We start from the raw sequence: 25402 nt of genomic DNA, 5'->3' as shown, positions 1-25402 counted from the left end.
GAAAATAAAAGCAAAGTGCGGTAAATTTTGACCGCACTTTTTTATATAAAATAAGGAGAAGACTATGGCTCAAGAAACCATTTTCAGCAAAATTATTCGTAAAGAAATTCCCGCCAATATTGTTTATCAAGATGAATTAGTGACCGCATTCCGTGATATTTCACCGCAAGCGAAAACCCATATTTTGATTATCCCAAATAAAGTCATTCCAACGGTGAATGATGTGACAGAACAAGATGAAGTTACCTTGGGTCGCTTATTTACTGTCGCGGCTAAAATTGCTAAAGAAGAAGGCATTGCCGAAGACGGTTACCGTTTAATTGTGAACTGTAATAAACACGGTGGACAAGAAGTATTCCATATTCATATGCATCTTGTTGGTGGTGAACCTTTAGGTAGAATGTTGGCGAAATAATGAAAAAGATCCTAATTACAGCAACGGTATTATTTTTAACGGCTTGTTCATCTGCACCAAATATTGTAGGAACCAATAAGCCAATTTTAAATATGGCGGCAAATTTAGCACCGGCTTTAGATGTTGATTTGTCTGATAATACCGCAGCCTTAAAAAATAAAACTACGCAACAACTCAATGTGCTTTACCATCTTTATTGGTATAACACACAAGGTGTAACGCAAGTTTGGCCTAATCAGCAAGAAAGCCAATCAGGCAATATTTTATTGCAACCACAAGAAAAGAAAGTGTTTGAGATACTAAAACCAAGCACAGAAAGTAGCAATTATCGTCTTTACTTACAATAGTTTATGTCCACATTATTAATTGACCTTGAAGGTCATGAGCTCAAACAAGAAGAAGTTGAATTACTGGAACATCCTTTAGTTGCTGGTTTGATTTTATTTACCCGCAATTTTTATGATCGTCAGCAAGTTCAAGCGCTAATTAAATCCATTCGTCAACGAGTGAAAAAGCCTTTATTGGTCACAGTCGATCAAGAAGGTGGTCGCGTGCAACGTTTCCGTGAAGGTTTCACTCAGCTCCCTGCGATGCAGGCTTTTGCGGCATTAGTTGAGGACTCAGCTCAGCAACAGCAAATAGCAAAAGAAGCGGGTTGGCAAATGGCGGCTGAAATGGTGGCGCTAGATATTGATTTGAGTTTTGCTCCGGTGTTGGATTTAGGTCACGAATGTCGTGCGATTGGTGATCGTAGTTTTGGCTGTGATGTAAAAAGTGCGGTCAATTTAGCAGCAGCTTTTATTGATGGTATGCACCAGGCGGGCATGGCAACAACAGGAAAACACTTCCCGGGACACGGCCATGTTTTAGCTGATTCTCATCTTGAAACCCCTTATGATGAGCGCGCAAAAGAAGTGATTTTTAATCATGATATTTTGCCATTCCAGCAATTAATTCAACAGAGTAAGCTTGATGCGATTATGCCGGCTCACGTGATTTATACACAATGTGATAGCCAGCCAGCAAGCGGTTCGAGTTATTGGTTAAAAGAGATTTTGCGTAAACAGTTGGGATTTGAAGGGGCGATTTTCTCTGATGATTTAGGCATGAAAGGCGCAGGCTTTATGGGCGATTTTGTGGCTCGCAGTGAAAAAGCCTTGAAGGCTGGTTGTGACTTATTATTGCTTTGTAATGAGCGAGAAGGTGTCATTCAAGTGCTTGATAATCTGAAGTTAGAGGAAACAACAGAGCATTTCGCAGCACGCCAAGCTCGCTTGAAATCGCTCTTTAAACAAAAATCCTTTGATTGGTCAGAACTCACAAAAACTTCGCGTTGGATTGAAAATCATCAAAAACTGACCGCACTTCAACAAGAGTGGCTTGCTTCTAAATGATTGATTGCCATCATTATCAAAAAGGCGATTGCCGTTCTTGTCAATGGCTTGAAATGCCTTATGAACAGCAACTCGCCAAGAAAGAAGAGCATCTAAAACAACAACTTGCCAAATTAGATTGTGATAATTTAATTTGGCATCCGCCTTTTTATTCCTCCGAGACTGCCTTTCGTAATAAAGCGAAAATGGTTGTAAGTGGCGCGGTGGAACGTCCCATTTTAGGTATTTTACAAGACCCGAATGATCCACAAAGTGCGGTCGATTTATGTGATTGCCCGCTTTATCCAAAACGCTTTGCTGAACTCTTTCCGATTCTAAAAGATTTTATTGGACGTGCAGGCTTAGTCCCTTATAACGTGGCTAAACAAAAAGGTGAGCTGAAATATATTCTGCTTACAGAAAGCCAACATACAAAAAAATTGATGTTGCGTTTTGTATTGCGTTCAGAAACTAAATTATCGTTAATTCAACGTGAATTTGCAGGCTTATTGGAAAAATTACCACAACTTGAAGTGGTGAGCGTGAATATCCAACCTCAACATGCGGCGATCTTAGAAGGTGAGAAAGAAATCTTTTTGACTGACCAACATACTTTATCAGAAAGCTTTAACGGTATTCCGTTGTTTATTCGTCCTCAAGGTTTCTTCCAAACGAATCCACTTGTAGCACAAGGGCTATATGCAACGGCACAAGATTGGGTACAAGATTTGCCGATTACTAAACTTTGGGATCTCTTTTGTGGCGTTGGAGGTTTTGGACTGCATTGCGCTAAAGCTTTACAGGATAAACATCAGCAAGAAGTGGAATTGACCGGGATTGAAATTTCGGCATCTGCTATTCAAGCGGCGACTCAATCCGCTCAGGTGTTAGGGCTAAACAACGTTAAATTCCAATCTTTGGATGCGGCTAATTTTGCTTTAACACAAGATGAAAACAAACCAGATTTGGTGATCGTCAACCCGCCTCGTCGAGGTATCGGAAAGGAACTCGCTGAGTTTCTCAATGAAATGCAACCGCACTTTATTCTTTATTCCAGCTGTAACGCGATTTCCATGGGAAAAGATTTGCAACACCTAACCAATTATAAACTTACTCAAATTCAATTATTTGATATGTTCCCGCATACAGCGCATTATGAAGCACTGATATTATTAAAACGCAATGGTTAACAAAAAAAGCTAACAGAAATGTTAGCTTTTTTATTTAGAAATTTAACCGCACTTTTATTTTGCTATAAATTAATGCTATTAAGAAGAATGCTGCCTGTAACAAAATAATGCATGCACCAGTGGACGCATCAAAATGATAGCTAAGTAGCACGCCTAGTAGACTTGCAGTTACAGCGCTGATGATAGCAATAACCAGCATTTTATCGAAGCGATTCGTCAGGGTTAGCGCGGTGATGCCAGGCGCAATTAGCATCGCTACAACTAGAATAACCCCAACGACTTGCATCGTACTCACAATGGTGAGCGCGAGTAATGTGAGCAAGCCATAGTGCAATAATTTAGGTGAGAGCCCTGCAACACGGGCATGGCTAGGATCAAAGCAGTAAAGCAGAAAATCACGACGCTTTAATCCAAGTAAAATAAAAATGATCAAGGCGATGATAGCCGTTTGAATCAGCTCTTGTCTGCTTACACCCAATACGTTACCAAATAAGATGTGTGTGAGATGTTGTGAGGTTTGGATTTTAGTGAACAATACCAAACCAATGGCAAACATTCCCGAAAATACAATCCCCATCGCGGTATCTTCTTTGATACGGCTATTTTCTTTTAAATAACCTACCCCTAAGGCGCAGGCAATACCTGAGACAAATGCACCTATCACTAATGGAATACCAGCTAAAAAAGCTAAGACAATGCCAGGTAGGACAGCATGAGAAATGGCATCGCCCATCAATGACCATCCTTTCAATACTAAATAGCAAGAGAGTAGCGCACAGATCACGGCAACCACTAATGCCGTGAGTAGCGCATTTTGCATAAAGGCAAATTGAAATGGCTCAACGAAAATGGCGAACATCTCAGTCATAATCCACCACCTTACGTCGTTTTTGACTGATTAATCCGTATTTAGGTGAGAATAGAAAAGCCAATAAAAATAACAAGGTTTGCAATGTCACGATGACACCACCTGTTGTGCCATCCAGATAATAGCTTAAATAGACACCGACGAAACCAGTGATTGCGCCTAATGCTACGGCAATTTTGATAAGAGTTTTGAACTTGTCAGTAAGTAAATAGGCGGTTGCGCCAGGTGTGATTACCATCGCAATCACTAAAACCGCCCCGACAGTTTGTAATGCCGCAACGACACAAGCACTCAAGAGCGTAAAAAAGAGAACTTTGTAAAACAGTGGCGAAAGCCCAACCGTTATTGCTTGCGTTTCATCAAAGAAAATCAGTAATAGATCCTTCCAAAAAATCAGTAATAAAACTAAGCAGATCAGCATAATAATTGCGACTTGATAAATATCTTCATCAGCAATACCAAGGATATTACCGAGAATGATGTTTTGCACATTTATTGAAGTTGGATTCAGAGAAATAATCAACAATCCCAAGGCAAAGAATGTGCTGAAAATAAAGCCGATAACGGCATCTTCTTTGAGTTTAGAAATGGATTTGATCCATAAAATGGAAAGTGCGGCCAAAATTCCGGCAAAAAAAGCACCTAAAGCATAGGGGAGTGAAAAGGCATAAGCTATCGCCACACCCGGAACCACGGAATGAGAGAGCGCGTCGCCAATTAATGACCAGCCTTTCAACATTAAATAGGCAGAAAGAAAGGCACAAATGCCACCAACTGCGGCACTTATCCACATGGCTTTTTGCATATATTCATAGGAGAAAGGTTCCAGTAAATATTCAAGCATGACTTATTCCTTGTCAGACGGAGGCAGACGACAGGATTTTACAGCCGTTGCGGGCGGATCATTTTTGGTTTCGCCATAGAAGACAACAGGACGTTCATCATCCGTAAGCACGGTGACAGCACGTTTATCTTCATCATTATGCAGATCTTCACCTAATAATTTGATGTGTCGTAACACTCCGCCAAAGACTTTTTCCAAATTATGCTGATTGAATGTATCTTCCGTTTTACCGGCAGCAATTACAGTACGGTTAATCATTACCACTTGGTCACAGAAGTCTGGCACAGAACCCAAGTTGTGGGTAGAAACTAAAATTAAATGGCCTTCAGCACGTAATTGGCGAAGGAGTTCCACAATAGCATTTTCAGTTTTAACATCCACGCCTGTAAAAGGCTCATCGAGTAAGATAATCTTACTTTGTTGTGCTAATGCTCGAGCCAAAAATACGCGTTTTTTCTGTCCACCAGAAAGCTCACCGATTTGTCGTTCAGCTAAATGCTCGATGTTTACTCGTTGCATCGCTTCGAGCACTTTTTGTTTATCTTCCGCTTTTGGAATACGCAAAAAGTTCATATAGCCATAACGCCCCATCATGACAACATCATAAACGGAGACTGGAAATTGCCAATCGACTTCTTCCGCTTGCGGCACATAGGCAACCAAATTTTGTTTCAATGCTCGATTAATTGGCAAACCACAAAGCGCAATATTGCCTTGTTGTGGTTTAATTAAGCCCATGATGCTTTTGAATAGCGTTGATTTTCCGCTCCCATTTACGCCGACAAGAGCACAGATGGTTCCCCCTTGTAATGCAAAGGTAACATCATAAATTGCAGTGTGCCCGTTGTTGTAACGCACGGTTACGTCATTAACGGAAATAGAAGCGGACAGTTCAGTCATTATTTTTCAAATCCTTTGACTATGGTGGATACAGTGACATTCAGTAAGTCAATATAAGTTGGTACAGGGCCATCAGCAGCAGAAAGGGAATCGACATAAAGTACGCCGCCGTACTTAGCACCGCTTTCTTTCGCTACCTGTTGAGCAGGTTTGGCTGACACGGTACTTTCACTAAATACCACTGGAATGTGATTTTTTTTCACTAAATCGATAAGTTTACGCACTTGTTGAGGCGTACCTTGTTGTTCAGCGTTAATTGGCCATAAATAGCCTTCTTTGAGATCGTAATCTTTCGCTAAATAACTAAAGGCGCCTTCACTAGTCACTAACCAACGTTGGTCGGCAGGAATCTGTGAGAGTTTTTCACGTAAAGGTTTATCGAGCTGTTTGATTTTTTCTGCATACGCCGCTGCATTTTTTTGATAAGTATCAGCATTTTGCGGATCGTATTTAACTAATGCATTTTTGATATTTTCGACATAAATCAACGCATTAGATGGCGACATCCAAGCGTGTGGGTTAGGGGCATCTTTATAAGGGCCTTCATAAATAGAAAGTGGCGTGACGCCTTCGGTTACCACAACGGCTGGTTTATCTTTGATATTTTGGAAGAAACGCTCAAACCAACGCTCTAAATTTAATCCGTTCCATAAAATTAAATCAGCAGATTGAGCTTTTACAATATCTTTAGGGGTCGGTTCATACTCGTGAATTTCTGCACCAGGTTTGGTGATAGATTCCACCGTCGCGGCATCGCCCGCAACATTTTGTGCGATATCCTGAATAACCGTAAATGTGGTCACCACTTTAAATTTCGCTTCGGCTTGTAAAGCTGCTAAACCTAGAGCGATAACAGATAGGCTTTTAAATAAATGCTTCATGAGATCTCCTTAAAAATAATGATGAATTAGCATTCTGCATAATAATATCATTTTTTACAAGCTTTTTAAATGAAAATAATTATCAAATCGATAGGTGATTAAAATTAAAAAGCGGAAAATTTTGTGCAAAATTGACCGCTCTTTTTGAAATGATTAACCACCAACTTGTTGAATTAGGCGATCCATACCCGCTTCATCATAGCCTTCTTCATATTGGGCTTCATCAACGGTAAAGTTGTGCATGCTACGCCCTGCGATACAACCGTATTGTTCTAATTTTCCTTTGGTAAAGTTAGTACGAAACGCAGATGAATGGTTATTTAAACTGATCACACCGATGGTAGAGTGATTACATGGATTTTTATTCACGAAAACTAAATTATAGCCAGATTCGCGAATATAGCCGGTTTTATTAATTGCTGCATCAAACACTTCTTCACGCACTAATTTATTGGTGTTTTTAACAAAAACGCTGCGTCCGCCAGCTTGAATGAAGGCACTTGGCATATTAGAAAGATTTTTGATTTGTGCTTTATTGAGCGAGTATTTGGCTAGCTTAACTAAATCCATTGCACTTGAAATGTTGCTATCAGATAAACCTGAACTGTCTGAAAAGCGAGTAGAGCGCATGCCTAATTCTCGTGCTTTCTCATTCATTTTTTGGATAAATTGCAAACGACTCATGCCCGCAGAGCGAGAAAGTGCATGGGCAGCATAGTTATCAGAATGAACAAGCATTGCTTTTAATAATTCATTACAAGAAATTGGCGTGTATTTTGGTAATTTTGTATGTGTGCCTTTAATGTAATCATAATCATCGTCAGTAATCGATGCAGTACAATTTGCGTTTCGATTATTTTCAAGAAACACATTCGCTGTCATTAACTTGGTGACGGATGCGATAGGTTGCACATGATTAGGTGAGCTACTTTCGAGCACTCTATCATGGGTGAAATCATATACGATATAAGATTGTGCCGTTGCGACTGCGGGTACTAAACACAATACAGAAAGAACTTTTTTTAACATATCTTCAATATAGCTAACTCAGAGAATAAAACGAAGTGCACATTCTATCAGTTTTTGTAGGGGTTTGGGATGTATGAAAGATAAAAAATTCGAAGTTTTTTTAACCGCACTTTTCCCTTTCATTTTTTTGATTTTTGCGATGCGGATCGCAAATAAGTGCGGTCAAAATTTTCGTTGTTTTTTAAATCTGCTAGCTTATCTGTCGGTAAATCTGTAAAATCTCGGCTCATTTTTAATATGCGAATTTTTTGTTGCTCAATTATGAGTAACATCATCGCCGTAATGTGTAATAACGAGGCTTTATGTTAGAACAACCCCTTTCATCCGAAACGAATACAAAAAAGATTAACTTAATGGATTTAACGCGTCAGCAGATGCGTGAGTTTTTTGCTGAATTAGGCGAGAAACCATTTCGTGCGGATCAATTAGTGAAATGGATTTATCATTTTGGCGAAGATAACTTCGACAATATGACCAATATTAATAAAAAATTACGAGAAAAATTAAAAGCGGTCTCGGAAATTAAAGCGCCAGAAGTGGCGGTTGAGCAACGCTCTGCGGATGGTACCATTAAATGGGCGATGCAGGTAGGTGAACAGCAAGTTGAAACGGTCTATATTCCTGAAGCAGATCGCGCAACGCTTTGTGTCTCTTCTCAAGTAGGCTGTGCCTTAGCTTGTACTTTTTGTTCGACAGCACAGCAAGGCTTTAACCGTAATTTAACGGTGTCTGAAATTATTGGGCAGGTTTGGCGTGCATCAAAAATTATCGGTAATTTTGGTGTGACGGGTGTTCGTCCGATTACCAATGTGGTGATGATGGGCATGGGTGAACCATTGTTAAATGTAGCCAATGTTGTACCCGCGATGGAAATTATGCTCGATGATTTCGCATATGGATTATCTAAACGACGCGTGACGTTATCCACTTCAGGTGTTGTGCCAGCGCTCGATATGTTACGTGATAAGATTGATGTAGCATTAGCGATTTCACTTCACGCACCGAACGATGAATTGCGTGATGAAATCATGCCGATCAATAAAAAATATAACATCAAAATGTTGATGGATTCGGTACACAGATACTTAGAAGTATCAAATGCTAACCATGGTAAAGTGACAATTGAATATGTGTTATTAGATCATGTGAATGATGGTACAGAGCATGCGCATCAATTAGCCAAAGTATTAAGAAATACCCCATGTAAAATTAATTTGATCCCATGGAACCCGTTCCCAGAAGCGCCTTATGGTAAAAGCTCAAATAGCCGTGTCGATCGTTTCCAAAAAACCTTAATGGAATACGGTTTTACGGTAATTGTGCGCAAAACCCGTGGTGATGATATTGATGCCGCTTGTGGTCAGTTGGCGGGGGATGTGATCGACCGAACCAAACGTACAGCAATGAAACGTAAGTTTGGCGAAGGTATTGACGTAAAAGCGGTTAACTAAGCTAAATATAGCAAGACTTGTAAAGGAAAAATGGCCTGGATAAGAGTGATAAGATAGAGGAGTGATAAGATGAAATTAATCCCAATTAACATTCTAAGTGCGGTCATTTTTCCTTTTGTTTTTTCGGCTTGCGTCTCTCAGTCTTCTGTTGATTTTAATAAACAACAAGCAGCCAAAGCGCGTGTTGAATTGGCATTAGGTTATCTGCAACAAGAGGATTTTGTTCAAGCAAAACTGAATTTAGATAAAGCCTTTGAACATGATGAACACTATTATCTTGTGCACTCGGCACTTGCGCATTTTTATCAATTACAAGGCGATACGGAAAAAGCGAAGCAAGCTTATTTACAGGCGATTAAGTTAGACGATAAGCAAGGCGATGTGTACAACAACTTTGGCGCTTTTTTATGTGGGCAAGGTGAATTAGAACAAGCTTATTCACAATTTAATGCGGCACTCGCTGCGCCGAATTATTATCATCAAGCCGATACTTACGAAAATATGGCACTTTGTGCTTTTGCCGGAAAACAAACCGATGTTTATCAACAAGCATTGGAGAAATTGCGCCAAGTTGATCCTTCTAGAGCGGAAAAGCTCCGCACGCTCAAATAATCATTGCCAAAAGCCCCTTTCGACTTTAAAATTTGGTATTTAGTTTTTTATTTCTATTTCTCTATTTTTATACCTATGAATACAATCGTCGAACAAACTGAAACAACTGAAATCTCCTTTGGGGATAAACTTCGCCAAACACGCGAAGCATTAAATCTTTCTTTAGAAGATGTGGCAAAGGCCATTTCTTTACGTCCAAGCATTTTGGCAAAATTAGAAAATAATGAATTTGTCCAAAAAAATGTACCTTCAACCTTTTTGAGAGGTTACGTACGTAGTTATGCGAAATTTTTACGTATTCCTGATGCTGAATGGGTTCATTTAACTTTTGGTGAAGCACATAAAAATGATTTAAGTAAAAATACACGTGCGACTCGTTCAGTTAACCAATATTCTTCTCACAGCCGTTGGGTAGGCACACTCACAACAATTATTTTACTCGCTGCTGTTGGAATGACTGGCTTATGGTGGTGGCAAAATTATCAAAAATCAAACGAAGAACGTGATAATTTAGTGCAAACCTACGTTGAAAAAGAAAAAACAGCAGAGGTACCAGTTACTCATTCGAATGAAATTCCAGTAACAGTAAATACTCAGCCTGCGGTGTCAAGCAATGAAACTACGTCTGTAGCGGAAAAAACAAATAATGCCGCTGCTGAACCTGCTGTTTCAACTACTCAAGAAAATCAAGCTCAAACAGTAAACGCAGAAGTTTCAACCGCTGCAACTTCAGCGCCTACCGTTGAACAAGCTCAAGCACCGGTTGTGGAACAAACGTTACCTAACACAGAACCAACAACAGAGAAAACCGTGCCAGATACACAAAGTGCGGTTGAAAACCCCGCTATTTCTGAAGCACCAACTACAGCGAAAGGCGATCTCGTTATTGAGATCACGAAAAATTCAAGTTGGATTAGTGTGAAAGACAAAAACCGTAAAGTATTAGCGCAAAAAGAATATAAACAAGGTGAAACCTTAACCTTTAATGGTGATGAATATGCCTTGATTATCGGTGCGCCAGGTAACGTTCGCATTACTTATAAAGGCGAAGTGTATCCGCTTACCGTTGATGGCCGTGTGGCTAAATTTAAATTACCAAAACCTTAACGAATAATTTACGAAAGAATGTCAGCAGTAAAACCTACTATCAAACGTCGTGAATCGACAAAAATTTATGTGGGCAATGTACCAATCGGTGGTGATGCACCGATTGCCGTACAATCCATGACAAATACTCGCACAACTGATGTTGAAGCGACCGTTGCACAGATTAAATCTTTGGAGCGTGTCGGTGCAGATATTGTGCGTGTTTCTGTACCTACCATGGATGCCGCCGAAGCCTTTAAAATCATTAAACAGCAAGTGAATGTGCCATTAGTGGCGGATATTCATTTTGACTATCGCATTGCGTTAAAAGTGGCTGAATATGGGGTGGATTGCTTACGTATTAATCCAGGCAATATCGGTCGTGAAGATCGTATTCGAGCAGTGGTGGATTGCGCGCGTGATAAAAATATCCCGATTCGCATCGGTGTCAATGCTGGCTCATTAGAAAAAGATATTCAAGAGAAATATGGTGAACCAACACCAGAAGCCTTATTAGAATCAGCGTTACGCCACGTTGAGATCTTGGATCGTTTAAACTTCGATCAATTTAAAGTGAGCGTAAAAGCATCAGATGTCTTCCTTGCGGTGGAATCTTACCGTTTATTGGCAAAAGCCATTAAACAGCCGTTGCATTTAGGCATTACGGAAGCCGGTGGCGCGCGAGCGGGCTCAGTGAAATCTGCAATTGGTTTAGGTATGCTGTTGGCGGAAGGTATTGGTGATACCTTACGTGTCTCTTTAGCCGCCGATCCTGTAGAAGAAATCAAAGTTGGTTTTGATATTTTGAAATCGTTACGTATTCGTTCTCGCGGGATTAACTTTATTGCTTGTCCAACTTGCTCACGTCAAGAGTTTGATGTGATTGGCACGGTGAATGCACTGGAACAACGTTTAGAAGATATTATCACCCCAATGGATGTATCTATTATTGGTTGTGTGGTAAATGGCCCAGGTGAAGCATTAGTGTCTGACCTCGGTGTTACCGGTGGTAATAAGAAAAGTGGCTATTATTTAGATGGCGAGCGTCAAAAAGAACGTTTTGATAACGACGCGATTATTGACCAATTAGAAGCAAAAATTCGTGCCAAAGTTGCACAACAAGATCCAAAAAATCGAATTATTTAAGGAAAACTCGTGGCAAAAAATATTCAAGCAATTCGTGGGATGAATGACTGTTCCCCAACTGAATCTCCACTTTGGCAATGGATTGAAGGGCAGGTTCGCCAAGTTTTAAGCAGCTACGGCTATTCAGAAGTGCGTATGCCAATCGTGGAAAGTACGCCATTATTTGCTCGTGCAATCGGTGAAGTAACCGATGTTGTATCAAAAGAAATGTACACATTCTGGGATAATGATGAACAATTAACGCTTCGCCCAGAAGGCACAGCTGGATGTGTACGTGCTGCGATTGAACACGGTTGGATTTACAACAATGAACAACGTTTATGGTATATGGGACCAATGTTCCGTCATGAGCGTCCACAAAAAGGTCGTTACCGTCAATTCCATCAAGCAGGTGTGGAAGTATTTGGTATCGCAACCCCTGAAATTGATGCCGAGTTAATTATTTTAACTGCACGTTTGTGGAAAGCGTTAGGGATTGATCAACACGTTTCACTTCAATTAAATTCGATTGGTTCATTAGAAGCACGTGCAAACTATCGTTCTGCATTAGTGGCTTTCTTAGAAAATCACCAAGATTTAATGAGCGAAGAAGAGAAAGAACGTCTTGTAAAAAATCCATTACGTATTTTGGATACTAAAAATCAAGCATTACAAGATGTATTGGACGGCGCGCCAAAATTATTGGATTATTTAGATGATGAAAGTCGCGAGCATTTTGCACAGTTATGTGGTTTATTAGATGCGGTTGGCATTCAATATGAAATTAATCCAAAATTGGTTCGTGGCTTAGACTATTATAATAAAACCGTATTTGAATGGGTGACATCTGCATTAGGTGCACAAGGCACCGTATGTGGTGGTGGACGTTATGATGGCTTAGTTGAGCAACTTGGTGGTCACGCAACCAGTGGTGTCGGTTTCGCAATGGGCTTAGAGCGTTTAGTGCTACTTGTTCAAGAAGTGAATAAATCGATTCCGGTAAAAAGTGCGGTAGATATTTACGTTGTTTATCAAGGTGAAGGCACAACATTAGCCGCATTCCAACTCGCTGAAAAACTTCGCTCAGAATTACCGCACTTAAGCACCATGTTGCATTGCAGCGGCGGTAATTTCAAAAAACAATTTAAACGCGCTGATAAATCAGGTGCAACCCTTGCCCTTGTGCTTGGTGAAAGCGAAGTGCAAAATAATCAAGTGGTGGTAAAACACTTACTTGGCGTAGCTGAGCAACAAACCATTGATGTGGCCAATTTAATTGAACACGTGAAAGCTCAATTTTAATTTTAGAAGGATAGGAAAATGGCATATACCATTGAAGAAGAACAAGAACTGAATCAGTTAAAAGAGTGGTGGAAAGACAATGGCAAAGCCATTATTGCTGCTTTCATCCTTGGCGTAGGCGGGATGTTGGGCTGGCGTTATTGGCAGTCTTATCAAGCTAATCAAATCATGCAAGCGTCTGCTGAATATGATGCCTTAGTTTATACCACAAACAAAGATGCCGCAGCACAACAAGCTAAAGTGGCTGAATTTGTGAAAGCGCATGATAAAACTAGCTATGCGGTATTTAGCTTATTAGATGAAGCAAAAGGTTTCGTTGCAAAACAAGATTACGCCTCTGCTGAAAATAGCTTGAAACAAGCGATTGCTCAATCACAAGATGATATCTTAACGTCTCTTGCTGCGCTTCGTTTGTCTGCTGTGCAATTCCAACAAGGTCAATTTGATGCAGCACTAGCAAGTCTAAATCAAGTGAAAAGCCAAGGCTTTAGTGCGCGTAAAGATCTTTTAGCGGGTGATATTCAAGTCGCAAAAGGCGATGTGAATGGTGCTAAATCAAGCTTTGAGAATGCACAGAAAAACGGTAACCCGTTAGAGAAACAAATGGCACAGATGAAATTAAATAATCTGTAATATTTTAATTAGCCCGAATTGCTCGGGCTTTTTTTATTGGATTTTTGATCTGATGATTCAGAAACCTATTGTGCCGCCACCCGTCATTTTTATTGGCTGTGCACTTATGATGGCATATTTGCCTAATCCTTATCCATTCGAAATCAATGTGTTAGCAGTTTATTTGATTGTATCGATTTCTTTTGTCATCGCTTTTTTCAGCCTTTGGCAATTTTATAAAAGTAAAGCGAATATCAATCCAATTCACTTAGAAAAAAGCAACGTGTTTGTGGCAGATGGTATTTATCGTTTTAGCCGTAACCCAATGTATTTAAGTTTAGCGGGCTTGCTAGTGGCATGGGCAGTTTATTTGCAAAGTGCGGTCAGTTTTCTAGGTGTTTTTCTTTTTGTTTATCTCATCACACAATGGCAAATTAAACCTGAAGAATACTGGCTTGAGAAGAAGTTTGGTGAGTCTTATTTAGCTTACAAGAAAAAAGTCAGACGTTGGATTTAACTAATAAAAAAATCGCCTAAAAAAGGCGATTTTTTACATTTAGAGAAGTGATTATTTAGCTGAACATCCGCAGTTTGCTAATTTTTTAGCTAAACGCTCTGCCACGAAATCCCAGTTCACTACGTTCCAGAATTCTTTGATGTAGTCTGGACGACGGTTTTGGAATTTCAAGTAGTAAGCGTGTTCCCAAACGTCTAAACCTAAAAGTGGGAAACCTTCACAACCTGCGATTTCTTTACCCATTAATGGAGAATCTTGGTTTGCGGTAGACACAACAGATAATTTACCTTGGTTAATCACTAACCATGCCCAACCAGAACCAAAACGAGTCGCTGCTGCTTTTTCAAATTCAGCTTTGAAGTTTTCTACAGAACCGAAATCACGTTCGATAGCTGCTTTTAAATCACCTTGTAAAGTAGTGCCTTTTTTCAATGATTTCCAGAATAAGCTGTGGTTTGCATGACCGCCTGCGTTGTTACGTAATGCAGTACGTTTTTCAGCTGGGATTTTATCTAATTGGCTGATTAATTGGCCTGCACACATTTCAGAAAATTCAGCGGGTAAAGTTTCTAACACTGCATTTGCATTATTTACATATGCTTGGTGGTGTTTAGAGTGGTGAATTTCCATTGTTTGTGCATCAAAATGTGGTTCTAACGCATCATAAGCGTAGCCTAATTCAGGTAGAGTATAAGACATAATATGTTCCTTTTTTAAATGAAGTTAAGGTAATGTTTTTGATAAAACAACATCAAAAAGTAACTAAATAGTAACAGAAAATTTGATTTAGATCAGTAAATCTTTTAATTATTTGATTATCCGATGAAAAAGCTAGGAAAATTTAGTTTGTTTTAAATCAATAAATACACCGATCTACGCCTAAATAGTTATGCCTTTTAGCCCTTAAAATCTCGTCAAAATTTCCCCTTGTGGTAGAATACCCGCTGATTTTTCACAAGATTTTATTTTTAAGGCTGAGACTATGTTTCCTGCTCATCAACTTCAATTAGAACAATTAGCGTGCCAACGGGGCGATCGCGTGTTGTTCACTGATCTTTCACTGCAATTTCAAAGCGGTGATTTCGTGCAAATTGAAGGGCACAATGGTATAGGTAAAACAAGTTTATTGCGGATTTTAGCCGGCCTTGCACAACCTGTAGAAGGTAAAGTGCGGTGGAATTCAGAAGAGATTACAAAACAACGCGAAGAATACCATCATCAGCTACTTTATCTCGGCCATCATTCTGGTGTGAAACCTGAATTAACGGCATGGGAAAATTTAAAATTTTATCAGCAGATTAGTCAAAGCCAACAAGGCACCGATATTTTATGGGATGTGTTGGAAACAGTAGGTTTACTTGGACGTGAAGATTTGCCGGCAGCTCAACTTTCAGCGGGTCAGCAAAAGCGCATTGCCTTGGCGAGACTATGGATATCGGAAGCACCACTTTGGATTTTGGATGAACCTTTTACAGCAATAGACAAAAAAGGGGTTGAAGTTTTGACCGCACTTTTTGAAAATCATGCTAAAAAAGGTGGAATGGTGATTTTAACGAGCCATCAGGAAGTACCAAGTAGCCTATTGAAGAAAATCAATCTTGCTGATTATAAATATAACCCTTAGATTTTTATGATATTTTTACAGATTATAAAGCGAGAGCTGAAGATTGCGACCCGTAAGCAAGCGGAAATTTTAAATCCGCTTTGGTTCTTTTTGATTGTCATCACGCTATTTCCATTAGTTATTGGGCCGGATCCTAAGTTACTTTCTCGCATCGCACCTGGAGTTGCTTGGGTGGCGGCATTGCTTTCTGCGTTGCTGTCTTTTGAGCGCTTATTCCGAGATGACTTTATTGATGGTTCTTTAGAACAATTGATGCTTACGGCTCAACCTTTAGCATTAACGGCACTTGCAAAAGTCGTTGCACACTGGTTGTTAACGGGTTTGCCGTTGATTCTACTTTCTCCGATTGCCGCTTTATTGCTTTCATTGGAAGTGAATATTTGGTGGGCACTGGTGCTTACACTCTTAGTGGGCACGCCGATTTTAAGCTGCATTGGTGCAATTGGTGTGGCATTAACGGTGGGGTTGCGTAAAGGTGGCGTATTGCTGAGTTTACTTGTGGTACCATTATTCATTCCGGTTTTAATTTTTGCTTCAGCAATTTTAGATGCCGCTACGTTAAATCTCCCTTATGGTGGACAACTTGCTATTTTAGGTGCAATTTTAGCTGGCGCGATAACCTTATCGCCTTTTGCGATTGCCGCTGCACTACGAATTAGTTTAGATAATTAATCATCATGACGGTGAAAGTGCGGTCAGATTTTTAACTGTTTTTTATTTTTTGAATTAAGGATCTTTTATGTGGAAGTGGTTACATCCTTACGCAAAACATGAAACCCAATATCATTTATGTGGCAAATTAAGTCCATTTTTTGGTGTGATTGCGGTTTTATTATTGGCTGTTGGAATCGTTTGGGGTTTAGCTTATGCTCCGGCAGATTATCAGCAAGGCAATAGTTTCCGAATTATGTATGTCCATGTGCCGGCAGCGATTTGGTCAATGGGTGTGTATGGTTCCATGGCTGTGGCTGCCATTATTGCGTTAGTTTGGCAAATTAAAGCCGCTCATCTTTCAATGATAGCCATGGCACCGATCGGTGCAATGTTTACCTTTATTGCCTTGGTAACAGGTGCAATTTGGGGTAAACCAATGTGGGGAACCTGGTGGGTATGGGATGCACGTTTAACTGCTGAACTCATTCTTTTCTTCTTATATATTGGTGTATTAGCGCTTTATTCTGCATTTTCTGATCGTGCTGTGGGTGCAAAATCAGCGGGTATCTTGTGTATTGTTGGTGTAGTGAATTTACCAATCATTCACTTTTCCGTAGAGTGGTGGAATACCTTACATCAAGGGGCAAGTATCACGAAGTTTGAAAAACCGTCGATTGCAACGCCGATGTTAATTCCACTGATTTTATGTATTTTTGGATTTTTATTTTTATCCATTTGGTTTACGCTTGTGCGTTACCGCGTTGAATTGCTAAAAGAAGACAGTAAACGTCCATGGGTAAAAGAGTTAGCAAGTAAGCTGAAATAGTTTTTTATTTTTATTTTAGGGAGCGGAAAATGTTTTTCCAAAGTTGGAGTGATTTTATCAATATGGGAGGCTATGGTTTTTATGTGTGGCTTTCCTATGGCATTAGCCTCGTGGCAATGATCATTTTGGCGATACAAAGCGTCAAGGGGCGTAAAGCAGTATTAAAAGAGGTGTTACGCGAGCAACAACGTGAAGCTCGTTTAAACCAAGCAAATAAAGGAAATACGCTATGAATCCAAGACGTAAATCAAGACTTTCGATCATCATCTTTGTGATTTTAGGTATTTCGATTGCGACAGGTTTGGTGCTTTATGCGCTTCGCCAAAATATTGATTTATTTTATACCCCTTCGGAAGTTGTAGAAGGGAAAGACGGAAATCCTGATCAAAAACCTGAAGTTGGGCAACGTATTCGTGTTGGTGGTATGGTGGTTGAAGGCTCTGTTAGTCGAGATCCGAAAAGTCTCAAAGTTCGCTTTGATGTGAATGATATTGGTCCATCAATTACAGTTGAATACGAAGGTATTCTGCCGGATCTTTTCCGTGAGGGACAGGGTATTGTTGCGCAAGGTGTGTTAAAAGAACCAACCTTATTAGAAGCAACAGAAGTGCTTGCTAAACATGATGAAAATTATGTGCCGCCAGAATTAGGTGAGAAAATGAAGAAAATGCATAAACCAATGGGGGCAGAACTAAAAGGCGAGAGTGAAGCCGATCGTCGTTATAAAGAAACCCAGCAAAAATCGCAAGAAGGTCGCTAATGATTGCTGAATTAGGAAATTATGCGCTTGCTTTAAGCCTTGCCGTTTCATTCTTTTTAGCCATTCTCCCATTATGGGGAGCTGAAAAAGGTCATCCTCAACTTATGTCATTGGCTCGTCCCATGACTTATGGTTTATTTTTTACTTTAACCATTGCGTTTGCAGCATTGTTCTATCTGTTTGCTGTAAATGATTTCAGTGTGCAATATGTGGTAAATAACTCTAACAGCAGCTTGCCGATTTATTATCGTTTATCTGCAGTTTGGGGCTCACATGAGGGGTCATTATTACTTTGGATTTGGTTATTAACACTTTGGGGTGCAGCAGTAGCCTTATTTAGCAAACACTTGCCACAGGAAGCAGTAGCTCGTGTATTAGGTATTATGGGGATTATTAGCATCGGCTTTTTACTCTTCGTATTATTTACCTCAAATCCGTTTACCCGTACATTCCCTGACTTCCCAGTAGATGGCAGAGAACTCAATCCAATGTTGCAAGATGTGGGCTTAATTTTCCACCCACCATTACTTTATATGGGATATGTTGGTTTTTCTGTTGCTTTTGCCTTTGCGATCGCATCATTAATGACGGGTAAATTAGACTCAGCTTGGGCTAGATGGTCACGTCCTTGGACGATCGCTGCTTGGGTGTTTTTAACACTCGGGATCGTGCTCGGTTCTTGGTGGGCATATTATGAGCTCGGCTGGGGTGGCTGGTGGTTCTGGGATCCAGTAGAAAACTCTTCTTTAATGCCTTGGCTTGCGGGAACCGCATTAATCCACTCTTTAGCGGTGACTGAAAAACGTGGCTCTTTTAAAGCTTGGACTGTGCTTTTAGCGATTTTGGCGTTCTCCCTTTGCTTACTGGGTACATTCTTAGTTCGTTCCGGTATCTTAGTGTCAGTACACGCCTTTGCTTCAGATCCAACACGTGGTTTGTATATTCTTGCTTATTTGGTTGTAGTGATAGGTGGCTCGTTAACCTTGTATGCTTATAAAGGCAACCAAATTCGTTCACGTGATAATGCGGAACGTTATTCTCGTGAAACCTTATTATTATTAAATAACATCCTATTAATGACCGCACTTTGTGTGGTGTTCTTAGGAACATTATTACCGTTAGTTCACAAACAATTAGGTTTGGGATCTATTTCGATCGGTGCGCCGTTCTTTGATCAAATGTTCCTGATTATTATGACCCCATTTGCCTTATTACTAGGTATTGGGCCATTAGTAAAATGGCGTCGCGATCAGTTCTCTGAAATTCGTACACCGGTTGTTGTGAGTGCCATTGTGATGGCGATTGCAGGTTTTGCTTTACCGTATTTCCTACAAAATAAACTCACCGTCAGTGCTGTGCTTGGTACCATGATGTCCGTCATTATTGTGTTACTGAGTCTCTATGAAATGAAACAACGTGCAACACACCGCGAATCTTTCTTTAAAGGTATTACTAAACTTTCTCGTTCCCATTGGGGGATGATTTTAGCTCACCTTGGTGTAGCGATGACCGTTTGGGGAATTGCCTTTAGCCAAAACTTCAGTGTAGAACGTGATGTGCGAATGGCTGTGGGTGATACAGTGCAGATTGCTAATTATGACTTTAAATTTGCTGGCGTGAGTGATGCAAATGGTCCTAACTATATGGGCGGTAAAGCACAAATCGACATTTCAAAAGCGGGTAAACCAGAAGCAACATTATTTGCTGAAAAACGTTTTTATACCGTCAGTAAAATGCCAATGACGGAAGCGGCAATTAATTGGGGCTTTACTCGCGATCTTTATGTCGCTTTAGGTGAAAAAATAGATGATAACTCATGGGCACTACGTCTTTACTATAAACCATTTATCCGTTGGATTTGGATTGGCGGATTGTTTATGGCATTAGGTGGCTTGCTCTGTATGTTTGACCGTCGTTATCGTTTTAGTCGATTAGTTAAACAGTCTTAATTGTAATAAGGGGCGTATGCCCTTAGAAATAGATGTGAAATAGATGTGAAATTGATAGTGTTATGAATAAAAAATTACTTATCCCACTTATTATTTTTCTTGCTGTGGCTGCTGCTTTTTTAGTTCAGTTAGGACGTAACGCGCAAGGTGATGATCCAAAAGCGTTAGAATCTGCGCTTGTGGGAAAACCAGTGCCACAGAAAACATTAACGGATTTATTGGAAAATAAAACCTACGGTAATGAAATTTTCCAACAAGGCAAACCGATTCTATTAAATGTGTGGGCAACTTGGTGTCCAACTTGTTATGCCGAGCATCAATACTTGAATCAATTGGCTAAACAAGGTGTAACAATCATTGGTATCGACTATAAAGATGAATCACCAAAAGCGATAAAATGGCTGAAAGATTTAGGCAATCCTTATAGTCTTGTGCTTAAAGATGAAAAAGGTTCTTTTGCATTAGATTTGGGGGTTTACGGCGCACCAGAAACATTTATCGTGGATGGCAAAGGTGTGATTCATTATCGCTTAGCGGGTGATGTGAATGAACGCGTTTGGAATGAGACCTTAAAACCGATTTATGACAAACTCGCGGAGAAACCATAATGAAAAAATCATGGCTTTTTTTAACCGCACTTTTTGTGAGTATCTCGGCGACAGCTTCCATTGATGCATTGAATTTTGCTTCACCAGAGCAAGAAAAGGACTATCATCAATTAACACAAGAATTACGTTGTCCACAATGTCAAAATAACAATATTGCCGATTCGAATGCAACCATTGCGGTAGATATGCGTGGCAAAGTGTTTGAGTTGTTACAAGAAGGCAAAAAACGAAGTGAAGTTGTCGATTATATGATTCAACGTTATGGCAATTTTGTGACTTATGATCCACCAATGACGACGTCAACAATCGTATTATGGATTGCCCCAATTTTGTTAGTGTTGATTGGCATTTTATTTGTATTTAAACGTAAATCAAAAAGCCCAAGTGCGGTTAATTCTGATGCGATTTTAGATGACGAAGAGAATGCGCGTTTATCGGCTTTACTCAAAGAAAAGGATAAATAATGAATTTTGCATTAAGTATTATTGTGCTCACTTTAGTGGTGGCATTGATTTGTTTTTATCCCTTGTTGCGTTCAGTTAAAGCGAAAGAAGACAAAAAGCGTGATGAATTAAATAAAGCATTGTATTTTTCTCGCTTAAAAGAGATTGAGCAAGATAATCAGCAAGGTTTAGTAGAGAACGTTGAACAACTTAAACAAGAGCTACAAAAAACATTGTTGGAAGATATTCCTCAACAAGAAACACAAACGCTCGATAAAAATGCCAAAAATTACGGTAAGTTATGGTTTGTTTCTGGTTTATTAGGTTTGGCTATTATTGCTGGCGGGGCTTATTTCCCTTTGGGATCTTGGAAAGCCGAAGATATGATGGAAAAAACATTGGCAAAATTACCTTATTTCTTTGAACGAATCAAAGAAGAAGACACAAACCCAATGACGGATGCAGAAATGCAACAATTTTCTACCGCACTTCGTTTGGATTTACAAAAAACACCAAAGGATGCTAAAAAATGGTGGTTGCTAGGTCAGGTAGGGATGAATTTAGGTAATGGAAAATTAGCCTTTGATAGTTACCAACAAGCGAATAAGCTTGAGCCGGATAATTTAGATTATAAGCTTTCTTATGCGCGTATGTTAATGTCTTCTGAAGATCAAACGGATAAACTGAAAGGTAATCAGCTTTTACGTGAGATTATTCGTCAAGATCATTCTAACCCTGAAGCATTAAGTTTACTTGCTTTCAGTTATTTTGAAGGTGAGGATTATAAAATGGCGGCAGTAACCTGGGCAATGATGTTACGTTTATTGGAACCAGATGATCCTCGAGTGCCAATGCTTGAGAAGAGTATTCGTGCTGCACGTGATGCCCTTGCTTTACAGGAAGAAGAAAAAGCAAAAAGCGTCACCCCGGAGAAATAATGAAACCTCAATTATTAGGTTTTCACCATATTGCGATTATTGCTTCGAACTATGCACGTTCGAAGCATTTTTATATGGAGATTTTAGGGGCAAAACCGCTAAATGAAACTTATCGGGCAGAACGAGATAGTTATAAATTAGATTTAAGTTTTCCGGATGGGAGTCAAATAGAGCTATTTTCTTTCCCAAATCCGCCTCAAAGAGTCACCAACCCTGAAGCCTGCGGTTTACGGCATTTGGCATTTAAAGTCGATAACATTGATGAATATGTTGCTTATCTTCTGGAAAACAGTATTAATTGTGAACCAATTAGAGTTGATGAATTAACTGGAATGAAGTACACTTTCTTCCGAGACCCAGATTATTTACCTATTGAGTTATATGAAAATAATTATTAACGTAGAAAATCAAATTATTATGAGTCATATTAAGAAAAAAATTGGGATTTACTCTTTTTGTATTTTAGCAGCGTCAGTTGTTTCAGCCGAAGGTAGTAGTGTTGTATATGCAACAAAGGTAAAAACGCCTGAAAATAATCTTTCAGTTAATGTTTCTGAAAGTAATATTTCTGAAACAGTGAAATATATTGATGGAAAAGGACAGAGAAGTTTAGATCCTAAATCTGAAAAAGATATGGAAGAGCTGGCCAACAGTGTTGAATTTGAAGTATATAAATTTAACGAAGTTGCGGCATCTAAAACAACGTTTCTGTCACCCGCGGGAATCTGTAGTGGTTTTAAAAGCACAGATGGTGTAGATGTAACAAATTCTAGTAATTATTACATTAAGCCAAATGATGCCAGTGAATATTATGGAAGCGTGTTAGGGGCGACAATTTATAAACAGGGCGAAACAAAAACTTCGCAGTATGTGCCTGTTTATGCAATAAAGAATGCCAATGTAGCGAAATACATTGAAAATAACGAAGATCCGAATGTTAGAAGAAAAGCGAACGAACGGATCAAAGAAGGCAGAGAAACACTTAATAAAGTGGTTTGTAACAAAAGGTAAAATTTATGAAAAAATTGATCTCTATTGCAGCGTTAGCTGTTTTAACTGCGTGTACTGCACCTCAGGAAGCTTCAAGTATTGGTAATGGCGCAGCTGAGTATGATATGAATGCTGTACAAGATTATAATGCTCGAGTAACAAGTGGTAATACTGTTACAGCTCGAGAAAAAGCGAGAGTCGCACAAAGAGATAGTGTTCCAAATGAAGTGAATGCAAGCGATCATCGTCCAAAAATGACAGGCTATTCTCGTTATCCAGTGGCTATTATGCCGGCATTCGGTTATTGCCATCATTGCTGGTAATTAAATAAAGAAAAAATAACCGCGCTTGAAAAAGTGCGGTTATTTTTTTGCTTGTTTATAAGCCTAAAATCGATTTTACAAAAGGAATCGTCAGATTTCGTTTTGCTTGTAGTGAGGCTTCATCGAGTTTCACTAATGCTTCTTTTAGTGTCGCCATATCACGATCTAAACGCGTGAATATAAAATTGACAGTATCATCTGAAAGTATGATACCTCGTTGATGGGCATTCTGTTTCAATACTGCAAATTTTTGTTCATCGCTGAGTGGAATCAATTGATAACTTTCTCCCCATTTTAAGCGAGAAGCAAGATCCGGTAATTTAACGGGTAGGGCAGTTGGAGATTGATCTGAACTGACAACTAATAAGGTTTTACCATTAGCCTTAATGCGATTAAAAAGATCAAATAAGGCAATTTCCCATTCTGAATTTCCAATAATTGTTTGCAAATCGTCTAAGCAAACCAGTTCTTGTTGTTCTAAATTCTCAAAAACCGCCGTGGAAAAATATTGTGATTTACTCAGTGGGACATAGATGGCACTTCGTTGTTGCTGAATATATTCATTACAAAGTGCGCGCAAAAGATGGGTTTTCCCAACGCTTTGGCTGCCCCAAAGGTAGAAGAATTGTTGTTGTAAATCAGTCATGTTTTGACGTAAAGAATTAAGCAATAATGCATTATTATCGCTATAAAAATTCTCAAGCGTTTCATCATCAATTTGATGAATAGGTAAAGAAAGTTGCTGATTCACGGATTAACGAGTTGATTTAAAATAAAAAAGAAAGGGCTAAATTTTCATTTAACCCTTTTGTTTGGGAGGTTTTATTCTACTTCATTTTTTGCTTTTGGCAAAATCAAGTTCAGCACAATGGCAACGATGGCACAAAGGCTAATCCCTTTCAGGGAAACAACATCGCCGACGTTGACAAACATATTCCCGATCCCGAAAGTCATCACCACAGAAATGATGCAAAGATTGCGAGGCTCGGTCACATCTACTTTACCTTTGATTAAGGTGCTCATTCCGACAACGGCAATTGAACCGAATACCAACATCATAATTCCCCCCATTACGATGGTTGGAATTGTAGAAAGGAATGCGCCTACTTTTCCACAGAAGGAAATTGCAATCGCCCATACCGCAGCCCAAGTCATAATATTTGGATTGAAGTTGCGAGTTAGCATTACAGCACCCGTTACTTCAGCATAAGTGGTATTTGGTGGACCACCAACTAATGACGCTGCAGCCGTTGCCACACCATCACCTAATAAGGTGCGATGTAAGCCTGGTTTTTTAAGGAAATCTTTACCTGTTACAGAACTGATTGCCATAATACCACCCACGTGTTCAACGGCTGGTGCGATAGCAATTGGTAGCATATAAAGAATCGCTTCTAAATTAAATTCTGGTTTGGTTAACTCAGGTAATTCAAACCATTTTGCATCTAAAACAGGTTGGAAATTAATTAATCCTAGGAATAAACAAACCACATAGCCAGCAACGATACCAAACATAATTGGAATCAGTTTCATCATACCTTTAGCAAATACCGCAACAGAAAGGGTAGTGACCAAGGTAATCATCGAAACCAATACTGAATGCTCATAGCTGTATGCACTGTTTTTACCTAATGCCATATCCACAGCAACAGGTGCAAGTCCCATACCAATAATGATAATTACGGGACCGACAACAACAGGCGGGAAGATACGCTCAAGCGCAGCACTACCACGTAATTTTACTAAGGTTGATAGTGCGAAATAGACGAAACCTGCACAAGCAAGTCCACCCATTGTGGTTGGAATGCCCCAAGTTTGTACGCCATATTGAATAGGCGCAATAAAGGCAAAAGAGGAGGCTAAGAAAATAGGAACCTGTTTACCGGTACAAAGTTGGAAAAGTAGTGTGCCGATACCTGCGGTTAGAAGGGCTGTATTAGAATTTAATCCGGTGATTAAGGGAACTAATACTAAGGCGCCAAAGGCCACAAATAACATCTGTAAACCGACAAACGCTTGTTTGCCCATGCTTTGCACCTCAACAGGTGCGGTTGTAGTTTGATTACTCATTTAGTTTCAACT

At 39.6% G+C, this 25402-nt stretch carries 31 protein-coding genes; 23 read left to right on the top strand and 8 right to left on the bottom strand.

The window, feature by feature from the left end; all coding sequences use genetic code 11:
- Positions 1–64 precede the first annotated feature (64 nt).
- Genes hinT through rlmC form a run of 4 tightly spaced genes read left to right on the top strand, consistent with a single transcriptional unit; the run spans position 65 to position 2978 of the window.
- Complete coding sequence (hinT, locus tag HMPREF3020_RS07260) at positions 65–415, top strand: purine nucleoside phosphoramidase (protein ID WP_005695575.1); 351 nt, start codon at positions 65–67, stop codon at positions 413–415.
- Positions 415–762: a DUF1425 domain-containing protein gene (locus tag HMPREF3020_RS07255; protein ID WP_049357021.1), complete on the top strand. Its 348-nt coding sequence runs from the start codon at positions 415–417 to the stop codon at positions 760–762. Before hinT ends, HMPREF3020_RS07255 begins: the two co-directional genes overlap by 1 nt.
- Before the next feature lie 3 nt (positions 763–765).
- A complete protein-coding gene (gene nagZ, locus HMPREF3020_RS07250) occupies positions 766–1809 on the top strand; it encodes a beta-N-acetylhexosaminidase (protein ID WP_054419678.1) in 1044 nt (347 codons plus the stop codon).
- Entirely contained in the window at positions 1806–2978 is a 1173-nt protein-coding gene (rlmC, locus tag HMPREF3020_RS07245) for a 23S rRNA (uracil(747)-C(5))-methyltransferase RlmC (RefSeq protein ID WP_070776051.1), read from the top strand. The genes nagZ and rlmC overlap by 4 nt, the downstream gene beginning before the upstream one ends.
- Positions 2979–3012: 34 nt before the next feature.
- Here the strand turns inward: rlmC and HMPREF3020_RS07240 are convergent, their stop codons facing one another.
- The 5 genes from HMPREF3020_RS07240 to HMPREF3020_RS07220 form a co-directional block, all read right to left on the bottom strand.
- A complete protein-coding gene (locus HMPREF3020_RS07240; RefSeq protein ID WP_070776050.1) occupies positions 3013–3846 on the bottom strand; it encodes a metal ABC transporter permease in 834 nt (277 codons plus the stop codon).
- Positions 3839–4690 (bottom strand): metal ABC transporter permease, encoded by an 852-nt coding sequence (locus HMPREF3020_RS07235; protein ID WP_070776049.1) that lies wholly within the window; start codon positions 4688–4690, stop codon positions 3839–3841. The genes HMPREF3020_RS07240 and HMPREF3020_RS07235 overlap by 8 nt, the downstream gene beginning before the upstream one ends.
- Before the next feature lie 3 nt (positions 4691–4693).
- A complete protein-coding gene (locus HMPREF3020_RS07230) occupies positions 4694–5590 on the bottom strand; it encodes a manganese/iron ABC transporter ATP-binding protein (RefSeq protein ID WP_070582499.1) in 897 nt (298 codons plus the stop codon).
- On the bottom strand, positions 5590–6471 hold the full coding sequence (locus HMPREF3020_RS07225; protein WP_049364985.1) for a metal ABC transporter substrate-binding protein: 882 nt from the start codon (positions 6469–6471) through the stop codon (positions 5590–5592). Before HMPREF3020_RS07225 ends, HMPREF3020_RS07230 begins: the two co-directional genes overlap by 1 nt.
- Before the next feature lie 153 nt (positions 6472–6624).
- Entirely contained in the window at positions 6625–7500 is an 876-nt protein-coding gene (locus HMPREF3020_RS07220) for a D-alanyl-D-alanine carboxypeptidase family protein (RefSeq protein WP_070776048.1), read from the bottom strand.
- Positions 7501–7802: 302 nt separating this feature from the next.
- On the opposite strand from HMPREF3020_RS07220, the gene HMPREF3020_RS07215 reads away from it, so the two are divergent.
- The 7 genes from HMPREF3020_RS07215 to HMPREF3020_RS07185 all read left to right on the top strand — a co-directional run bounded on the left by HMPREF3020_RS07215 (position 7803) and on the right by HMPREF3020_RS07185 (position 14205).
- On the top strand, positions 7803–8951 hold the full coding sequence (locus tag HMPREF3020_RS07215) for a dual-specificity RNA methyltransferase RlmN (RefSeq protein WP_070776047.1): 1149 nt from the start codon (positions 7803–7805) through the stop codon (positions 8949–8951).
- Positions 8952–9020: 69 nt separating this feature from the next.
- Positions 9021–9563: a type IV pilus biogenesis/stability protein PilW gene (gene pilW, locus HMPREF3020_RS07210; protein ID WP_070776046.1), complete on the top strand. Its 543-nt coding sequence runs from the start codon at positions 9021–9023 to the stop codon at positions 9561–9563.
- Positions 9564–9638: 75 nt separating this feature from the next.
- Positions 9639–10670: a RodZ domain-containing protein gene (locus HMPREF3020_RS07205; RefSeq protein WP_070776272.1), complete on the top strand. Its 1032-nt coding sequence runs from the start codon at positions 9639–9641 to the stop codon at positions 10668–10670.
- A gap of 18 nt (positions 10671–10688) precedes the next feature.
- Entirely contained in the window at positions 10689–11795 is a 1107-nt protein-coding gene (gene ispG, locus HMPREF3020_RS07200) for a flavodoxin-dependent (E)-4-hydroxy-3-methylbut-2-enyl-diphosphate synthase (protein ID WP_065243889.1), read from the top strand.
- Between the two features lie 9 nt (positions 11796–11804).
- A complete protein-coding gene (hisS, locus tag HMPREF3020_RS07195; RefSeq protein WP_070776045.1) occupies positions 11805–13076 on the top strand; it encodes a histidine--tRNA ligase in 1272 nt (423 codons plus the stop codon).
- Positions 13077–13094: 18 nt separating this feature from the next.
- Entirely contained in the window at positions 13095–13709 is a 615-nt protein-coding gene (locus HMPREF3020_RS07190; RefSeq protein ID WP_049364991.1) for a YfgM family protein, read from the top strand.
- Between the two features lie 52 nt (positions 13710–13761).
- Complete coding sequence (locus HMPREF3020_RS07185; RefSeq protein ID WP_070776044.1) at positions 13762–14205, top strand: methyltransferase family protein; 444 nt, start codon at positions 13762–13764, stop codon at positions 14203–14205.
- A gap of 51 nt (positions 14206–14256) precedes the next feature.
- On the opposite strand, the gene sodA is transcribed toward HMPREF3020_RS07185, so the two are convergent.
- Positions 14257–14904: a superoxide dismutase [Mn] gene (gene sodA / locus HMPREF3020_RS07180; protein WP_049364993.1), complete on the bottom strand. Its 648-nt coding sequence runs from the start codon at positions 14902–14904 to the stop codon at positions 14257–14259.
- A 283-nt stretch (positions 14905–15187) separates the two neighbouring features.
- Between sodA and ccmA the strand changes: the two genes are divergently transcribed.
- From ccmA to HMPREF3020_RS07120, 12 genes are all read left to right on the top strand, one after another.
- A complete protein-coding gene (gene ccmA / locus HMPREF3020_RS07175; RefSeq protein ID WP_049364994.1) occupies positions 15188–15829 on the top strand; it encodes a cytochrome c biogenesis heme-transporting ATPase CcmA in 642 nt (213 codons plus the stop codon).
- 6 nt (positions 15830–15835) lie between these two features.
- Positions 15836–16501: a heme exporter protein CcmB gene (ccmB, locus tag HMPREF3020_RS07170; protein ID WP_049372896.1), complete on the top strand. Its 666-nt coding sequence runs from the start codon at positions 15836–15838 to the stop codon at positions 16499–16501.
- Positions 16502–16568: 67 nt separating this feature from the next.
- Positions 16569–17309: a heme ABC transporter permease gene (locus tag HMPREF3020_RS07165; RefSeq protein ID WP_005695597.1), complete on the top strand. Its 741-nt coding sequence runs from the start codon at positions 16569–16571 to the stop codon at positions 17307–17309.
- A 29-nt stretch (positions 17310–17338) separates the two neighbouring features.
- The gene (ccmD, locus tag HMPREF3020_RS07160; RefSeq protein ID WP_005699972.1) at positions 17339–17542 is read left to right on the top strand and encodes a heme exporter protein CcmD; all 204 of its coding nucleotides are present in this window, start codon (positions 17339–17341) and stop codon (positions 17540–17542) included.
- Positions 17539–18069: a cytochrome c maturation protein CcmE gene (ccmE, locus tag HMPREF3020_RS07155; RefSeq protein ID WP_049385008.1), complete on the top strand. Its 531-nt coding sequence runs from the start codon at positions 17539–17541 to the stop codon at positions 18067–18069. Before ccmD ends, ccmE begins: the two co-directional genes overlap by 4 nt.
- Positions 18069–20018, top strand: a complete 1950-nt coding sequence (locus HMPREF3020_RS07150) for a heme lyase CcmF/NrfE family subunit (RefSeq protein ID WP_049372898.1) — start codon at positions 18069–18071, stop codon at positions 20016–20018. Before ccmE ends, HMPREF3020_RS07150 begins: the two co-directional genes overlap by 1 nt.
- A 62-nt stretch (positions 20019–20080) precedes the next feature.
- Positions 20081–20626 carry a DsbE family thiol:disulfide interchange protein gene (locus HMPREF3020_RS07145; protein WP_049364999.1) on the top strand — a complete coding sequence of 182 codons (546 nt, stop codon included), beginning with the start codon at positions 20081–20083 and terminating at the stop codon, positions 20624–20626.
- A complete protein-coding gene (locus HMPREF3020_RS07140) occupies positions 20626–21090 on the top strand; it encodes a cytochrome c-type biogenesis protein (RefSeq protein ID WP_049385007.1) in 465 nt (154 codons plus the stop codon). Before HMPREF3020_RS07145 ends, HMPREF3020_RS07140 begins: the two co-directional genes overlap by 1 nt.
- On the top strand, positions 21090–22007 hold the full coding sequence (gene ccmI, locus HMPREF3020_RS07135; protein ID WP_049385006.1) for a c-type cytochrome biogenesis protein CcmI: 918 nt from the start codon (positions 21090–21092) through the stop codon (positions 22005–22007). Before HMPREF3020_RS07140 ends, ccmI begins: the two co-directional genes overlap by 1 nt.
- Positions 22007–22405 (top strand): SMU1112c/YaeR family gloxylase I-like metalloprotein, encoded by a 399-nt coding sequence (locus tag HMPREF3020_RS07130; protein WP_070776043.1) that lies wholly within the window; start codon positions 22007–22009, stop codon positions 22403–22405. Before ccmI ends, HMPREF3020_RS07130 begins: the two co-directional genes overlap by 1 nt.
- Positions 22389–23018 (top strand): DUF8095 domain-containing protein, encoded by a 630-nt coding sequence (locus tag HMPREF3020_RS07125; protein WP_257282230.1) that lies wholly within the window; start codon positions 22389–22391, stop codon positions 23016–23018. The genes HMPREF3020_RS07130 and HMPREF3020_RS07125 overlap by 17 nt, the downstream gene beginning before the upstream one ends.
- Before the next feature lie 5 nt (positions 23019–23023).
- Positions 23024–23320 carry a hypothetical protein gene (locus tag HMPREF3020_RS07120; protein ID WP_049369386.1) on the top strand — a complete coding sequence of 99 codons (297 nt, stop codon included), beginning with the start codon at positions 23024–23026 and terminating at the stop codon, positions 23318–23320.
- Positions 23321–23375: 55 nt separating this feature from the next.
- On the opposite strand, the gene hda is transcribed toward HMPREF3020_RS07120, so the two are convergent.
- Complete coding sequence (hda, locus tag HMPREF3020_RS07115) at positions 23376–24071, bottom strand: DnaA regulatory inactivator Hda (protein WP_049374630.1); 696 nt, start codon at positions 24069–24071, stop codon at positions 23376–23378.
- Positions 24072–24142: 71 nt separating this feature from the next.
- Positions 24143–25390: a nucleobase:cation symporter-2 family protein gene (locus tag HMPREF3020_RS07110; protein WP_049365006.1), complete on the bottom strand. Its 1248-nt coding sequence runs from the start codon at positions 25388–25390 to the stop codon at positions 24143–24145.
- Between the last annotated feature and the right edge of the window lie 12 nt (positions 25391–25402).

It is taken from the genome of Haemophilus sp. HMSC068C11, assembly GCF_001815355.1.
Classification (GTDB): domain Bacteria; phylum Pseudomonadota; class Gammaproteobacteria; order Enterobacterales; family Pasteurellaceae; genus Haemophilus_D.
The sequence above is the reverse complement of the archived record's forward strand: the minus strand, read 5'-3'. Positions and strand labels throughout refer to the sequence as shown.

Excerpts from the sequence above, each read along its gene's own strand:
- rlmC (WP_070776051.1), top strand. The coding sequence starts at position 1,806 with ATGATTGATTGCCATCATTATCAAAAAGGCGATTGCCGTTCTTGTCAA.
- HMPREF3020_RS07220 (WP_070776048.1), bottom strand. The coding sequence starts at position 7,500 with ATGTTAAAAAAAGTTCTTTCTGTATTGTGTTTAGTACCCGCAGTCGCA.
- ispG (WP_065243889.1), top strand. The coding sequence starts at position 10,689 with ATGTCAGCAGTAAAACCTACTATCAAACGTCGTGAATCGACAAAAATT.
- HMPREF3020_RS07185 (WP_070776044.1), top strand. The coding sequence starts at position 13,762 with ATGATTCAGAAACCTATTGTGCCGCCACCCGTCATTTTTATTGGCTGT.
- HMPREF3020_RS07190 (WP_049364991.1), top strand. The coding sequence starts at position 13,095 with ATGGCATATACCATTGAAGAAGAACAAGAACTGAATCAGTTAAAAGAG.
- nagZ (WP_054419678.1), top strand. The coding sequence starts at position 766 with ATGTCCACATTATTAATTGACCTTGAAGGTCATGAGCTCAAACAAGAA.
- HMPREF3020_RS07130 (WP_070776043.1), top strand. The coding sequence starts at position 22,007 with ATGAAACCTCAATTATTAGGTTTTCACCATATTGCGATTATTGCTTCG.
- sodA (WP_049364993.1), bottom strand. The coding sequence starts at position 14,904 with ATGTCTTATACTCTACCTGAATTAGGCTACGCTTATGATGCGTTAGAA.
- HMPREF3020_RS07145 (WP_049364999.1), top strand. The coding sequence starts at position 20,081 with ATGAATAAAAAATTACTTATCCCACTTATTATTTTTCTTGCTGTGGCT.
- HMPREF3020_RS07110 (WP_049365006.1), bottom strand. The coding sequence starts at position 25,390 with ATGAGTAATCAAACTACAACCGCACCTGTTGAGGTGCAAAGCATGGGC.
- HMPREF3020_RS07215 (WP_070776047.1), top strand. The coding sequence starts at position 7,803 with ATGTTAGAACAACCCCTTTCATCCGAAACGAATACAAAAAAGATTAAC.
- ccmD (WP_005699972.1), top strand. The coding sequence starts at position 17,339 with ATGTTTTTCCAAAGTTGGAGTGATTTTATCAATATGGGAGGCTATGGT.
- HMPREF3020_RS07255 (WP_049357021.1), top strand. The coding sequence starts at position 415 with ATGAAAAAGATCCTAATTACAGCAACGGTATTATTTTTAACGGCTTGT.
- HMPREF3020_RS07150 (WP_049372898.1), top strand. The coding sequence starts at position 18,069 with ATGATTGCTGAATTAGGAAATTATGCGCTTGCTTTAAGCCTTGCCGTT.
- HMPREF3020_RS07235 (WP_070776049.1), bottom strand. The coding sequence starts at position 4,690 with ATGCTTGAATATTTACTGGAACCTTTCTCCTATGAATATATGCAAAAA.
- HMPREF3020_RS07165 (WP_005695597.1), top strand. The coding sequence starts at position 16,569 with ATGTGGAAGTGGTTACATCCTTACGCAAAACATGAAACCCAATATCAT.
- ccmB (WP_049372896.1), top strand. The coding sequence starts at position 15,836 with ATGATATTTTTACAGATTATAAAGCGAGAGCTGAAGATTGCGACCCGT.
- ccmE (WP_049385008.1), top strand. The coding sequence starts at position 17,539 with ATGAATCCAAGACGTAAATCAAGACTTTCGATCATCATCTTTGTGATT.
- HMPREF3020_RS07240 (WP_070776050.1), bottom strand. The coding sequence starts at position 3,846 with ATGACTGAGATGTTCGCCATTTTCGTTGAGCCATTTCAATTTGCCTTT.
- pilW (WP_070776046.1), top strand. The coding sequence starts at position 9,021 with ATGAAATTAATCCCAATTAACATTCTAAGTGCGGTCATTTTTCCTTTT.
- HMPREF3020_RS07225 (WP_049364985.1), bottom strand. The coding sequence starts at position 6,471 with ATGAAGCATTTATTTAAAAGCCTATCTGTTATCGCTCTAGGTTTAGCA.
- HMPREF3020_RS07230 (WP_070582499.1), bottom strand. The coding sequence starts at position 5,590 with ATGACTGAACTGTCCGCTTCTATTTCCGTTAATGACGTAACCGTGCGT.
- HMPREF3020_RS07205 (WP_070776272.1), top strand. The coding sequence starts at position 9,639 with ATGAATACAATCGTCGAACAAACTGAAACAACTGAAATCTCCTTTGGG.
- hinT (WP_005695575.1), top strand. The coding sequence starts at position 65 with ATGGCTCAAGAAACCATTTTCAGCAAAATTATTCGTAAAGAAATTCCC.
- ccmI (WP_049385006.1), top strand. The coding sequence starts at position 21,090 with ATGAATTTTGCATTAAGTATTATTGTGCTCACTTTAGTGGTGGCATTG.
- HMPREF3020_RS07140 (WP_049385007.1), top strand. The coding sequence starts at position 20,626 with ATGAAAAAATCATGGCTTTTTTTAACCGCACTTTTTGTGAGTATCTCG.
- ccmA (WP_049364994.1), top strand. The coding sequence starts at position 15,188 with ATGTTTCCTGCTCATCAACTTCAATTAGAACAATTAGCGTGCCAACGG.
- HMPREF3020_RS07120 (WP_049369386.1), top strand. The coding sequence starts at position 23,024 with ATGAAAAAATTGATCTCTATTGCAGCGTTAGCTGTTTTAACTGCGTGT.
- HMPREF3020_RS07125 (WP_257282230.1), top strand. The coding sequence starts at position 22,389 with ATGAAAATAATTATTAACGTAGAAAATCAAATTATTATGAGTCATATT.